This window comes from uncultured Sulfitobacter sp. (assembly GCF_947502895.1).
Lineage (GTDB): Bacteria > Pseudomonadota > Alphaproteobacteria > Rhodobacterales > Rhodobacteraceae > Sulfitobacter.
Map to the genome: position 1 here is coordinate 1,063,914 of NZ_CANNBM010000001.1, position 12,986 is coordinate 1,076,899.

At 55.5% G+C, this 12,986-nt stretch carries 12 protein-coding genes; 1 reads left to right on the top strand and 11 read right to left on the bottom strand.

Going from position 1 to position 12,986, the window contains the following annotated elements:
* Positions 1 to 1,341 carry an FAD-binding oxidoreductase gene (locus Q0903_RS05375; protein WP_299413493.1) on the top strand — a complete coding sequence of 447 codons (1,341 nt, stop codon included), beginning with the start codon at positions 1 to 3 and terminating at the stop codon, positions 1,339 to 1,341.
* Between the two features lie 7 nt (positions 1,342 to 1,348).
* On the opposite strand, the gene Q0903_RS05380 is transcribed toward Q0903_RS05375, so the two are convergent.
* From Q0903_RS05380 to Q0903_RS05430, 11 genes are all read right to left on the bottom strand, one after another.
* Positions 1,349 to 2,149 carry a carbohydrate ABC transporter permease gene (locus Q0903_RS05380; protein WP_299413496.1) on the bottom strand — a complete coding sequence of 267 codons (801 nt, stop codon included), beginning with the start codon at positions 2,147 to 2,149 and terminating at the stop codon, positions 1,349 to 1,351.
* Positions 2,150 to 3,007 carry a sugar ABC transporter permease gene (locus Q0903_RS05385; protein WP_299413498.1) on the bottom strand — a complete coding sequence of 286 codons (858 nt, stop codon included), beginning with the start codon at positions 3,005 to 3,007 and terminating at the stop codon, positions 2,150 to 2,152.
* Between the two features lie 95 nt (positions 3,008 to 3,102).
* Positions 3,103 to 4,101: a type I glyceraldehyde-3-phosphate dehydrogenase gene (gene gap, locus Q0903_RS05390; protein WP_299413500.1), complete on the bottom strand. Its 999-nt coding sequence runs from the start codon at positions 4,099 to 4,101 to the stop codon at positions 3,103 to 3,105.
* 113 nt (positions 4,102 to 4,214) lie between these two features.
* A complete protein-coding gene (locus Q0903_RS05395; RefSeq protein WP_299413502.1) occupies positions 4,215 to 5,375 on the bottom strand; it encodes an iron-containing alcohol dehydrogenase in 1,161 nt (386 codons plus the stop codon).
* A 1-nt stretch (position 5,376) separates the two neighbouring features.
* Complete coding sequence (glpK, locus tag Q0903_RS05400) at positions 5,377 to 6,864, bottom strand: glycerol kinase GlpK (protein WP_299413505.1); 1,488 nt, start codon at positions 6,862 to 6,864, stop codon at positions 5,377 to 5,379.
* 131 nt (positions 6,865 to 6,995) lie between these two features.
* Complete coding sequence (locus Q0903_RS05405) at positions 6,996 to 8,717, bottom strand: ABC transporter substrate-binding protein (RefSeq protein WP_299026132.1); 1,722 nt, start codon at positions 8,715 to 8,717, stop codon at positions 6,996 to 6,998.
* Between the two features lie 67 nt (positions 8,718 to 8,784).
* Positions 8,785 to 9,057: a DUF2160 domain-containing protein gene (locus Q0903_RS05410; RefSeq protein ID WP_299026135.1), complete on the bottom strand. Its 273-nt coding sequence runs from the start codon at positions 9,055 to 9,057 to the stop codon at positions 8,785 to 8,787.
* A gap of 16 nt (positions 9,058 to 9,073) precedes the next feature.
* Positions 9,074 to 9,931: a carbohydrate ABC transporter permease gene (locus tag Q0903_RS05415; protein WP_299026138.1), complete on the bottom strand. Its 858-nt coding sequence runs from the start codon at positions 9,929 to 9,931 to the stop codon at positions 9,074 to 9,076.
* 4 nt (positions 9,932 to 9,935) lie between these two features.
* Positions 9,936 to 10,805 (bottom strand): sugar ABC transporter permease, encoded by an 870-nt coding sequence (locus Q0903_RS05420; protein ID WP_299026141.1) that lies wholly within the window; start codon positions 10,803 to 10,805, stop codon positions 9,936 to 9,938.
* Entirely contained in the window at positions 10,805 to 11,881 is a 1,077-nt protein-coding gene (locus Q0903_RS05425; protein WP_299413509.1) for an ABC transporter ATP-binding protein, read from the bottom strand. Before Q0903_RS05425 ends, Q0903_RS05420 begins: the two co-directional genes overlap by 1 nt.
* Positions 11,882 to 11,892: 11 nt before the next feature.
* Positions 11,893 to 12,981, bottom strand: a complete 1,089-nt coding sequence (locus Q0903_RS05430; RefSeq protein ID WP_299413512.1) for an ABC transporter ATP-binding protein — start codon at positions 12,979 to 12,981, stop codon at positions 11,893 to 11,895.
* Positions 12,982 to 12,986 lie beyond the last annotated feature (5 nt).

Here is a 12,986-nt window from a genome sequence, read left to right on the forward strand (position 1 = left end):
ATGAGCAAGATTGCGGTCAGCAAATTGCCCGTCGATCCGGGACCAGCGGCATGGAACGCTCTTTTGCCCGATCACCCCCCTGCGCAATCCGTACAGGGTGATCTGCGGGCAGACTGGATCATCATCGGGGCGGGTTTTGCCGGACTGGCCGCTGCGCGCAGGTTGTCACAGCTGTGCCCTACCGACCAGATAATAGTGCTGGAAGCACGGCGCGTGGCCGAAGGGCCAGCAGGCCGCAACTCGGGCTTTATGATAGATCTGCCGCATGATCTATCATCGTCAGACTATGGCGGTGCATTGGCACATGACGTGGCGCTGACCCAAGATAACCGCCATGCGATCCGCTTTGCCGCGCAGATGGCGGGGGATTTCGGGATGGGCCAAAGCGTGTTTGACCCATGCGGCAAGGTGAATGCAGCCGCAACTGCAAAAGGTGATGCGCATAACCGCGAGTATGCAACGCACCTCACCTCGATGGGCGAACCGTTCGAGTTACTGGATGCCAAGGCCATGCGCACCATGACGGGCACAGATTACTACCGCAGCGGATTGTTCACTGCGGGTACAGTGATGATCCAGCCTGCCGCGTTCATTCGTGCAGCAGCACGGGGTCTGGCCTCAAACCGCATCCAGATATTTGAGAACAGCCCCGTTACAGCACTGGAACGGCAGGACGGTTGGGTTGCGACGACGCCAGCGGGTAAAGTGACCGCACCCAAAGTGATCCTTGCGGTGAACGGGCATCTCAACAGCTTTGGCTTTCTCAAACAGCGTCTGATGCATGTGTTTACCTATGCGTCAATGACGCGCGCGCTGAGCGACGTCGAGGCTACAAAACTGGGCGGCCAGCGCGTTTGGGGCGTCACACCCGCTGATCCGATGGGCACCACCGTCAGGCGTATTCCGTCACCCCAAGGAGACAGGATCATCATCCGCAACCGCTTTACCTTTAATCCTTCGATGGAGGTCGATCACAAGCGGATCGCCCGAGTAGGCCGCGACCATGACCGCGCCTTTGCCGCGCGATTTCCTATGCTGGGTGACGTAGCAATGGCCCATCGTTGGGGGGGGCGCCTATGTCTGAGCCGCAACAATGTCAGCGCAGTAAGCGAAGTCGAGGAAGGATTATTCACAGCCTGCTGTCAGAACGGTCTTGGCACAACGCGCGGCACGCTGTCGGGTATGCTGGCGGCAGAACTTGCCACCCAGACCTCCTCTCCCATGCTGGATCGTGCATTGGCAGCGGATGCGCCACAAAAACTACCGCCGGAAACCATCACACGCATCGGGGCTGCGGCGCACCTGAAATGGCAGGAATTCAAAGCAGGGGCAGAACTGTGAGCGCTGATCACGTGCGTATCTGGAACCCTTTGGAAATATGATCACGGACAAAAAAGATAAGTGCCACGCCCGGAATAAGCGATGCTATTGTCATCGCACTAACCAATCCGATGTCGGTCGTAAAACCGAACAGCCCTTCGATTGCCATGGCAATGGGCTTGCCCCCTGTCGAGGTCAGGATGCGTGCAAATACCACCTCGACCCATGAGAAGATAAAGCAGAAAAAGCACGCCACCCCGATGCCCGGTGCAATGGCAGGGATAAGCAACTTTCTGAAAAACCGTGCGCGCGAATAGCCGTCTAGGAATGCTGTCTCGTCAAACTCTTTGGGAATTGCCGAGATGAAACTCTCCAGTATCCAAGTCGCGATGGGAATGTTGAACAAACAATGCACCAGCGCAATGCCCAGCGGATTATTCAGGAGATTCAGCTTTGCAAAAAGCAGAAATACCGGCAGTGACAAGACCACTGGCGGGGTCAACCGAAACGCCAATAGCAACAGCATGATATGACGGTCCCCTACAAAGCGGAACCGCGACAGCGCATAGGCGGCAGGCAATGAAACCGCGATGGTTAACGCCACATTCGCGCTCACGTACATCACAGAATTAAGCAGCGCCGAGACCAGATCAGGCCGAGTAAAAACCTTTACGTAATTACCGAGCGTAAACTGACCGACCACAACACCGTCCCGCGGCAGCGTTACAGTGAGACTGAGCATGAATGTCTGCAGCAATGGCCCCAAAATGAACGCTGCCAACATGCCAAAACAAAACAATCGCAGCGCAAATGGGCCAAACGTAATCATTCAGCTGTCCTTGTGTTGTGTCATTGCAGTGCGAAAGCCCCACGCAATCAGAAGCACCAGCAGGAAATACACGATTGAGCGGGCGGCAGCAGGACCATAGTTAAACGCGTTGATCTCCTCTCCCAGCCCCAGCGACAGAAAAGTAGTCGCACCATTTGGCCCGCCTGCGTTAATCGCAAAAGCCTCGGTATAGATCATCATGCTGTCCACTGTGCGCAACAGCAAAGCCATCATCAAAACACCCGCAATTTTTGGCAACTCGATATAGCGAAACACCTGCCAACGGGTAGCACCGTCAATTTCCGCAGCTTGATAATAGGGTTTGGGAATACTCGAAAGGCCAGCATAGGCCAGAACGATCACAAGACCGATCCAATGCCACGTATCGACCATCACCAGCAGAATATAGGTATGTACCGCATTGAATTTATAATCAAAACTCACGCCCAAGTCCGCAAAGACTGCTGTTAACCCCCCAAAGATCGGATGCAGCATGTTAAGCCAGATCATCGGGATCATGTTCCACGGGATCACCAGCGGCAGTGAGACAAGCATCAGGAGCGCTACACTGATAAGCCTGTTTTCGGGGATCAGCTTGGCCAGAAATATACCCAATGGAAACTGCAACAGGATGACCAGCAGCGAGAACAGTAAACTACGACCAAGGCTAGCGTAGAAATCGCGTGAACCCAACAGATCGGCATACCATTCTGCGCCAACCCAATAGCGGCTTTGGATTGTGAAAATGTCAAAGAAGGAAAAGTTGAAGACAGCCACAAGGGGCACAACGCCAACCACCGCCAGAATGGCGACAGCGGGCGCTATGAACCACCACGCAGCATTGTTCCGGACCTTCACCTTGCCGCCCCCGCTAAACGCATTTTAAAAGCATAGCAGTTTCGGATACTACTTAAACACCCTTACCTTAACGGACGGCGGCGTTGCAAAGGCGTCTAGATCAACCGGCCCATCGTAGCAGCAGTATCGAGCATGCGGTTGGAAAAGCCCCATTCGTTGTCATACCACGCCAGAATGCGCACCATGCGCCCACCAATAACCTTGGTCTGGTCTGTGGCAAAGACAGATGAATGTGGATCGTGGTTGAAATCCATCGAAACAAGTGGGGCGTCCGTATAGCCAAGCACACCTTGGAGCCTGCCATCGGCAGCCGCGCAAATAGCAGCATTTACCTCCTCTACCGTGGTGTCGCGGCTGGCCTCGAATGTCAGATCTACAGCCGACACATTCGGCGTAGGCACACGGATCGCCACGCCGTCCAACTTGCCGGCCAACGCAGGCAATACCAGCCCGACAGCTTTTGCAGCACCCGTTGATGTGGGTATCATCGACAAGGCCGCTGCACGGGCGCGATAGAGGTCGCTGTGATACGTATCCAGTGTAGGCTGATCGCCAGTGTAGCTATGAATCGTTGTCATAAACCCTTTTTCGATCCCGACACTATCCGCCAAAACCTGCGCTACTGGGGCAAGGCAATTTGTTGTGCATGAAGCGTTCGAGACAACCAGATCGCCGCTGGTCAGCGTCTCATGGTTCACGCCAAATACGATTGTCTTATCAGCGTCCTTCCCTGGAGCAGAGATCAACACACGGCTGGACCCGTTTTCCAGATGGGCTGCACATGCCTCTTTTGATTTGAAAATGCCTGTACATTCCAGAACGATGTCTACATCCGACCATGGCAAGTCAGCAGGGTTGCGGATTGCGGTTACACGGATGGGACCGGTGCCCGCATCCAGTGAATCTTCTGTCGTCGTCACTACGCCCGGGAAGCGGCCATGCACGCTGTCATAGCGTAGCAGATGCGCATTGGTTTCCACCGGAGCAAGATCGTTGATTGCAACGACTTGGATATCATCACGCCCGTTCTCTATTATCGCACGCAGGACGTTCCGCCCGATCCGTCCAAATCCGTTGATTGCTACACGTGTCATGGCATATCTCCTGCATCTGTCATGTCTGAAAGCTGATATATGTTTGCGCTAACATTTCTGACGCAATTAATCCAGTGCTACCCGAAGAGTTTTCCAAGACCTGCTTGTAGGACTTAAAGTGCTGCCTCGAGTATTGCTGAGAAGTCAGCGGCAGTGAGCAGAACCGCGTTCTTTTTGCTTGATGACGCGCCACAAGAGCGCGCGGCCAAATCATCAATCTGGTCAGGGGTCATTCCGTAGAAGCCAAGGCTCGGTAGCTGGTGTTGCCGCGTCCATTGTTCAAATCCGCTTAACGCGTCCTGACCATTTATGGGCTGAAAAACCTCTGCAATGGCGGCAAAGCATGCGCGAAGCCGTCTCTCTGGAGATGATCCTACTTCGGCACGGGACATATTCTGGCGCAGCACAGGCACCAACAGCGCCCCACAAACCGCCCCATGTGGTGCATTGAACTTCGCCCCGAAGACAGAAGCCACCCCATGCGCTGCCCCCAAGCCACTGTTTGCCAGCGCCAAACCGCTGCTCATGGAAACCCACGCCATATCCGCCCAATGCGCTGCATCAGGTGCCTCAACCACACCTTTCAGGGCGCGAAGACCTAACGTAAGGTTGGCCCCAGTTAGGGCATCAGAAAATCGCGTAGCAGCACAAGAGGTATAGGCCTCCACCGTTTGCACAACCGCATCAAGACCCGAGCCAAGCACGACATGCGCGGGTGCAGACATCATCAGATCAGGATCTACAAAGGCATGGGCTGGAAAGAGTGATTTGCCTCGCAAGCTCAGTTTGACGTTAAGGGCCTCAACCTCAAGAACAGCATTTGACGTCACTTCGGCCCCCGTGCCAGCAGTCGTGGGGATCGCAATGCAGGGAATACGCGACGGTTCCGACAGCAGGTCTGCAGGGACCTCGGCAAAGTCATTGGTCAAACGCAGATTATTGCCAAGGCAAAAAGCAATCGCTTTGCCTGCGTCCATTACGGCCCCCCCGCCACAGGCCACTACTGCGTGCGTGTTCTGGTTGCGCAAGGCCGCAACCGCGACATTGATCGCGGCGACCGTTGGCTCTTGCGCACAGATTACCTCGGCCACGTCACAGCCTGCGGCCTCAAGATCTTTGATCACTTGTTGTGCCGCAATGCCCGACTTGCCGCGTACAACAGCAACACGCATGCAGCCTGCGGGCAGCACATCCACCACCGCACGACTAACGCCAGCGCCGAATTGGATACTGGTCGGGCAATTGATAGAGAACGGCGCGGTTGTGAGTGTCATATCAATAGTCCAGCGTGCTTTTAACCGCCCGTTGCCAAGCGGCATACTTTTGGGTGCGGACACTTTCTGGCATGCTCGGCTCAAACTGCCGATCCAGCGCCCATTGGCGTGCAAATTCATCCTGTGCAGGGATGGCACCGGCTTTCATACCGGCCAGCCACGCCACGCCCAGCGCTGTAGTCTCCAACACCTTCGGGCGATCAACAGGGGCGGCAATGATGTCGGCCAAAAACTGCATCGCCCAATCCGAGGCAGACATGCCCCCGTCGACGCGCAGCACAGCTTTTGTATCGCCTGTGGTCCAATCGGCTTGCATCGCTTCCAACAGATCACGCGTCTGATAGCCCACACTTTCCAACGCTGCAGCGGCCAATTCGTTGGGACCGGAATTGCGGGTCAGCCCGAATATCGCACCGCGGCATTCGGGGTTCCAATACGGCGCACCAAGACCCGTGAACGCAGGCACCAGAACGACAGATTGGGAGGGATCGGCGCGTTCTGCCAAGGGCTGCGTGTCCGACGCCTCACGGATCATCTTCAGCCCGTCGCGCAGCCATTGCACCACAGCCCCCGCAATAAAGATCGACCCTTCGAGGGCATAGGTTGGCTTACCATCCAACTGATAGGCGATGGTGGTCAACAAGCGGTTGTTAGAGCGGACAGGCGTATGACCCGTATTCAGCAACGCAAAACAGCCTGTGCCATAGGTCGCCTTCAACATCCCTGGTTCAAAACACGCCTGCCCCAGCGTTGCGGCCTGCTGGTCACCTGCAACCCCGCAGATCGGGATTGCGCGGCCAAACAGATCGGCACGGCATGCCCCGAAATCAGCGGCGCTGTCTTTTACTTCGGGCAGAATATCCATCGGGATGTCAAACAGATCGCAGATCGTCTGGCTCCACCGCCCTTTGCGGATGTCATATAACATGGTGCGCGCGGCGTTCGTGGCATCGGTGGCATGCACCTTTCCGCCTGTCAGCTTCCAGATCAGGAAAGTGTCGACTGTGCCGAACAACAGCTCACCACGGGCAGCCATTGCGCGCGCACCCTCGACGTTGTCCAGCAACCATTTCAACTTGGTCGCCGAAAAATAGGGATCGATCAGCAAGCCTGTGCGATCTGCGAACATCTCGGAATGTCCTTCGTCACGCAGCACCTTGCAATAATCGGCGGTACGTCTGTCTTGCCAGACGATCGCATTGTGAATGGGCTTACCTGTGTTGCGGTTCCAGACCACAGTGGTTTCACGCTGGTTGGTAATTCCGATGGAAATGATATTGGTGGCGTCTATCGACGCACGCTCGATCACCGCGCGGCAAGTGCCGGCAGTCGTGGCCCACAGATCATCTGCATTATGCTCGACCCAACCCGACTGCGGGAATATCTGCTCGAATTCCTCTTGCGAGGTAGCCACGGGGTTCAGCGCCTCGTCAAAGAGAATAGCGCGGGTCGATGTGGTGCCTTGGTCAATCGCCAGAATATACTTCATCGGTATGTCTCATGTGTTTGGATATCGTCAAATCGTCGCGTGCATTACGCCGAAAGCGCAAGAGGTGCGTGCCAATTTGGTAAAAAAGTGGTGCGAAGCGCAAGAAACGCTTCGCACCGACAAGATCCGGCTTACTGCCAGGATTTGATCAGCTCGTCATAAGGGACGGTCTGTGGTTCCTCGTCTTCATTTTCCAGCTTGGCGTAGGGTGCGCCTGGCTGTGAGAACCAGTGCTCGGCACTCATTTCCTCGTTCAGGACAGGACCCAGATCACCCTGAACGCCTGCGCGCTCAAGACGGGCCAGTACTTTTTCCTGATCGGCACACAGAGTGTCCAATGCCTCCTGAGGTGTTTTCGCACCGGACATTGCATCGCCGATGTTCTGCCACCACAGCTGCGCCAGCTTTGGATAATCAGGCACGTTGGTCCCTGTTGGCGACCACTGGACGCGCGCGGGCGAGCGGTAGAATTCTACCAGACCACCCAGACGGGGTGCGCGCTCGGTGAAGTGCTCGGAGTCGATGGTTGACTCGCGGATGAAGGTCAGACCCACATCAGACTTCTTGAGATCGACAGTCTTGGACACAACAAACTGGGCATAGAGCCAAGCCGCCTGTGCGCGGTCGACGGGTGTCGATTCCATCAACGTCCAAGAGCCGGCATCCTGATAGCCGATCTTCTGGCCGTCTTTCCAGTACACACCGTGTGGCGAAGGTGCCATGCGCCACTTGGGCGTGCCATCTTCGTTCATCACCGGCAGGTCAGGCTCGACTGTTGCAGCGGTAAAGGCTGTGTACCAGAACATCTGCTGTGCGACATTACCCTGCGCAGGGATTGGCCCTGCTTCGGAGAATGTCATGCCCGCAGCGGCTGGTGGCGAGTATTTTTCAAGCCATTCAATCGCTTTGGTAACAGCATAGACTGCTGCGGGAGAGTTGGTCGCACCGCCGCGCGCCACGCACGAGCCGGTCGGCTGGGAGTTCTCGTTTACGCGAATACCCCATTCATCCACTGGCAAACCGTTCGGCTCACCCACATCACCCATACCTGCCATGGACATCCACGCGTCGGTGTAGCGCCAGCCGAGAGACGGGTCTTTTTTGCCGTAGTCCATGTTGCCGAACACTTCGCCCTCGACACCGAGGTGGCTCAGATCGCGGCCGGTAAAGAATTCGGCAATGTCTTCATAGGCGGACCAGTTTACGGGCACGCCCAGGTCATAGCCAAAGGTGGCTTTGAAGTCGGCCTTGTTCTTTTCGTCGTTGAACCAATCATAGCGGAACCAATAAAGGTTCGCGAACTGCTGGGTCGGCAACTGGTACAGCTTACCATCGGGACCAGTCGTAAAGGACGTACCGATGAAGTCTTCGATATCCAGCGTTGGCAGCGTGACGTCTTTGCCCTCGCCCGCCATCCAGTCGGTCAAATTGCGCACCTGCTTGTAGCGCCAGTGCGTACCGATCAGATCAGAGTCGTTGATATAGGCGTCATAAATGTTCTCGCCCGACTGCATCTGCGTTTGCAGCTTTTCAACAACGTCGCCTTCCCCGATCAGGTCATGAGTGACCTTGATACCTGTGATAGCCTCGAAAGCGGGTGCAAGCACTTCGCTCTCGTATTGGTGCGTGGCGATTGTCTCGGAAACAACCTTGATTTCCATGCCTTCATACGGCTTGGCTGCGTCCACAAAGAACTGCATTTCCGCTTCCTGATCCGCGCGCGACAGGGTGGACAGCTCTCCGATTTCGCCGTCAAGGAACGCTTTGGCAGCATCCATGTCGGCAAAGGCCGGCGTACTGAGCAGCCCAAGCGACAACACCAGTGCTGTGCTTGAATTGAGTGATAGTTTCATTCTTTCCTCCCAAGTTGAGATCGTTTTTTGTCATCAGAGTATAGAAACCCTGATGTCTTCCCCCACTCTACACCCAGCGAAACACCGCTGCGGCGTAGATCAGGCAGACTATCAATGCGAACGGTTGGTTCGCACCGACCACCCCCAGCCATGCCAAATTCAGAAAGGCAGAGCCGAGTAGTGTGATGAAGAGACGGTCACCGCGTGTCGTCTCAATTCGTAAAATCCCCTTACGGGGTGTTTCGGGATACTTGATCGCCAGCACCGTAAAAACAGTCAGTATGGTGCCGATACAGATAAAGAAGATTGCTGTGGGCCATGTCCAAGCCATCCATTCCATTGGGGTAGCCTCCTGATTATACGCGCCCTAGGGCAAAGCCCTTGGCGATGTAGTTACGGACAAAATAGATCACCAAAGCACCTGGCACGACGGTGAGCACACCTGCCGCAGCCAGCACGCCCCAGTCGATGCCAGCGGCGCCTTGGGTCCGCGTCATAATTGCGGCGATGGGTTTTGCATCTACCGTAGTCAGCGTGCGGCTGAGCAGCAATTCGACCCACGAGAACATGAAGCAAAAGAATGCTGCGACCCCGATGCCCGAGGCGATCAGTGGCGTGAAAATCTTGATAAAGAACCGCCCAAAGCTGTAGCCGTCCAGATAGGCTGTCTCATCGATCTCTTTTGGAACGCCGCGCATGAAACCTTCGAGGATCCACACGGCCAGCGGCACATTGAACAGGCAGTGCGCCAATGCAACGGCGATGTGGGTGTCAAACAGACCGACGGATGAATAAAGCTGAAAGAATGGCAGCGCGAACACAGCAGGCGGCGCCATGCGGTTGGTCAGCAACCAAAAGAACAAATGCTTGTCGCCCATGAAGTGATAGCGGCTGAACGCATATGCTGCAGGCAGTGCCACTGCGAGGCTGATTACTGTGTTCATTACCACATAGATAAGCGAGTTAACGTAGCCCATGTACCATGACGCATCTGTCAGAATGGTGGCGTAATTGGCGAATGTCAGATCACGCGGGAACAGCGTAAAGGAATTGAGGATTTCCGTGTTCGTTTTGAGGCTCATGTTCAGCAGCCAGTAAAGCGGCAGCATCAGGAACAGCAAATAAAGCGTCATCACGATCAGCGAGCCGTTAATCTTGAACCGCTTCTTAGCCGCTGCGGCAACAGGTGCGGACGGGGTGGATTTGGTGGTCATGATATCAACCCCCTTTGTTATCGAGGTTGGTCATCACGGTGTAGAACACCCATGAGATCAGCAAAATTACGAGGTAATACATGATCGAGAAAGCAGCCGCGGGGCCAAGATCAAATTGCCCCAGCGCCATTTTCACCAGATCAATCGACAGCAACGTAGTCGAGTTGCCAGGCCCGCCCCCTGTCACCACAAACGGCTCGGTATAGATCATGAAGCTGTCCATAAACCGCAACAGGATCGCGATCATCAGCACGCCCATCATTTTGGGCAACTCGATGTAGCGAAAGATTGCCCAGCGGCTTGCCTGATCAATCTTGGCCGCTTGATAATAGGCATCGGGGATGGACTTGAGACCTGCAAAGGCCAGCAATGCGACGAGCGAGGTCCAATGCCACACGTCCATCACAATGATCGTGGCCCAAGCGGCAAAGCTGTCTTGGGTATAGTTGTACGAGATGCCCAGCGCATCCAGCGTATAGCCCAACAGCCCGATATCAACGCGACCAAAAATCTGCCAGATCGTACCAACCACATTCCACGGGATCAGCAACGGCAGTGACATCACGACCAGACAAAAGCTGGACCAAAATCCGCTTTTGGGCATGTTAAGCGCCACAAAGATCCCCAACGGAATCTGAATTGTCAGAATGATCGCGGAGAACATCAACTGGCGGCCCAGCGCATCCCACATACGCTCGGAGCGCAGCATATCATCAAACCACTCCAACCCCGCCCAGAAGAACTGGTTATTGCCGAAGGTGTCCTGCACTGAATAATTCACTACTGTCATCAGCGGGATCACCGCCGAGAAAGCGACCAGCAACAATACAGGCAGGATCAGGAACCACGCCTTTTGATTGACTGTCTTTTCCATCAGGCGGCCTCCCCCTCTATGAGCCAGTCATTCACGTAGACATTCACATGGCTGGTATCGAATGTGATCTTGTTCATATCGGGTGAAATGGCCGTGCCTTCGCCAGCGACGATATTTATCTCGTTGCCGAACAGTTCTGCACGCACGATCTTGTGGCGGCCTACGTCCTCAACACGGCGGATGCGGACAGGCAGGCCTTCACCCTCCGTCAGTGACACAAACTCGGGACGCACGCCAATCTCGACCTTACCATCGAGGCCGCTATAACCGCGCTGCAATTCAATGGCGCTTCCGTGAACCGTGGCCGTCTTGCCCGTAACCGAGGCGGGGATCACGTTCATTCCCGGTGAGCCGATGAAGTAGCCAACAAAGGTATGCTCCGGTTTTTCAAACAACTGCTGCGGCGTACCGATTTGCACAACGCGACCATCATACATCACGACCACTTTGTCAGCGAATGTCAGCGCTTCGGTCTGGTCATGCGTGACATAGATCATCGTATGACCAAATTCGTGGTGCAGCGACTTTAACTGCGTGCGCAATTCCCATTTCATGTGCGGATCGATTACTGTCAGCGGCTCGTCAAATAGCAGCGCGTTCACGTCCTCACGCACCATACCACGGCCCAGAGAGATTTTCTGCTTGGCATCTGCCGTCAGACCGCGCGCGCGCTTGTCCAGCTCCGCCTCCATCCCGATCATCGCGCCGATCTGCTGCACACGCTGCGCGATGTACTGCGCACTGGCACCGCGGTTTTTCAGCGGAAAGGCCAGATTGTCGCGCACTGTCATCGTGTCGTAGACAACGGGAAACTGGAACACCTGCGCGATGTTGCGGTCCGCAGTGGTTGCATGGGTAACGTCCACATCATCGAACAGGATGCGCCCCTGACTAGGGTGCAAGAGACCCGAGATGATGTTCAACAGTGTCGATTTCCCGCAGCCCGAAGAGCCAAGCAGCGCATAAGCCTCCCCATCAGCCCAGACGTGATTCAGCTCTTTGAGCGCGAAATCATCCTCGCCCTTTGGTTTGGGGTAATAGGAATGTGCTAGGTTATCGAGTGTGATCTTTGCCATGGTATACCCCCTCAGGCCGCAAGCGCATACGAGGCGGGCGCGACAAGATCGCCTTGCTCGCTGAAGATGTAGACATGGCTCGGGTCCAGATGGACCGTAAGCGGCTGGCCAAGCGGCAGATCGTGTACTCCGTGGATCAGCCCGACCCATTTGTCGCCCAGATGGTCCAGGTGCACGAATGTCTCCGAGCCTGTCAGCTCGGTCACGATCAGGGTTGCCTCAAAGGCAATACCGCTTGCCGACTGCGACGTGATTTCCAGATGATTTGGGCGGAACCCAGCCAGATAGCTTCCATCTGCCAGCCGTGCCAGCGGACCCGCGGCGGGCGCTATTTGGCTATCGCCAAATATGATCTGGTCGCCCGTCTTGTGCACTTTGAGAAAGTTCATGGGCGGATCACTGAACACCCGCGCTGTCGTAGCATTGACCGGTTGGCGGTACACTTTGGGCGTCAGATCAAACTGGGTCACTTGGCCCTCCCACATCGCGGCAGTGTTGCCACCCAGCAGCAGCGCTTCCTCTGGCTCGGTTGTGGCATAGACAAAAATCGAGCCTGCCTCTTCGAAAATCTTGGGAATCTCCACGCGCAATTCTTCGCGCAATTTGTAGTCGAGGTTTGCCAGAGGCTCATCTAGCAGGACCAGGCCCGCATCTTTGACCAATGCACGGGCTAACGCGCAGCGTTGCTGCTGGCCGCCCGACAGTTCCAGCGGTTTGCGCTGTAACATCGGAGTAAGCTGCATCAAGTCAGCGGCCTTTTGCACCGCCGATTCAATTTCGGATTTCGACTTGCCCATCAGCCGCAGCGGCGAGGCAATGTTGTCATATACTGTCATCGACGGATAATTGATGAACTGCTGGTAGACCATTGCGACCTTGCGGTCCTGTACGCGCATGCCTGTCACGTCCACACCCTGCCAGAAGACCTGACCCGTTGTCGGCACATCCAGCCCCGCCATCAGCCGCATGAGCGATGTCTTTCCCGAGAGCGTGGGCCCCAGAAGAACATTCATTGTTCCCTTTTCCAGTGTTAGTTGTGTCGGGTGGATGTGCGTCACACCCTCAACCACCTTCGACACACCTCTGAGTTCAAGTGTCATAACGC

Coding starts and splice junctions, on each gene's coding strand:
- Q0903_RS05380 (WP_299413496.1), bottom strand. CDS start 2,149: ATGATTACGTTTGGCCCATTTGCGCTGCGATTGTTTTGTTTTGGCATG.
- Q0903_RS05430 (WP_299413512.1), bottom strand. CDS start 12,981: ATGACACTTGAACTCAGAGGTGTGTCGAAGGTGGTTGAGGGTGTGACG.
- Q0903_RS05410 (WP_299026135.1), bottom strand. CDS start 9,057: ATGGAATGGATGGCTTGGACATGGCCCACAGCAATCTTCTTTATCTGT.
- glpK (WP_299413505.1), bottom strand. CDS start 6,864: ATGAAGTATATTCTGGCGATTGACCAAGGCACCACATCGACCCGCGCT.
- Q0903_RS05395 (WP_299413502.1), bottom strand. CDS start 5,375: ATGACACTCACAACCGCGCCGTTCTCTATCAATTGCCCGACCAGTATC.
- Q0903_RS05375 (WP_299413493.1), top strand. CDS start 1: ATGAGCAAGATTGCGGTCAGCAAATTGCCCGTCGATCCGGGACCAGCG.
- gap (WP_299413500.1), bottom strand. CDS start 4,101: ATGACACGTGTAGCAATCAACGGATTTGGACGGATCGGGCGGAACGTC.
- Q0903_RS05405 (WP_299026132.1), bottom strand. CDS start 8,717: ATGAAACTATCACTCAATTCAAGCACAGCACTGGTGTTGTCGCTTGGG.
- Q0903_RS05425 (WP_299413509.1), bottom strand. CDS start 11,881: ATGGCAAAGATCACACTCGATAACCTAGCACATTCCTATTACCCCAAA.
- Q0903_RS05420 (WP_299026141.1), bottom strand. CDS start 10,805: ATGGAAAAGACAGTCAATCAAAAGGCGTGGTTCCTGATCCTGCCTGTA.
- Q0903_RS05415 (WP_299026138.1), bottom strand. CDS start 9,931: ATGACCACCAAATCCACCCCGTCCGCACCTGTTGCCGCAGCGGCTAAG.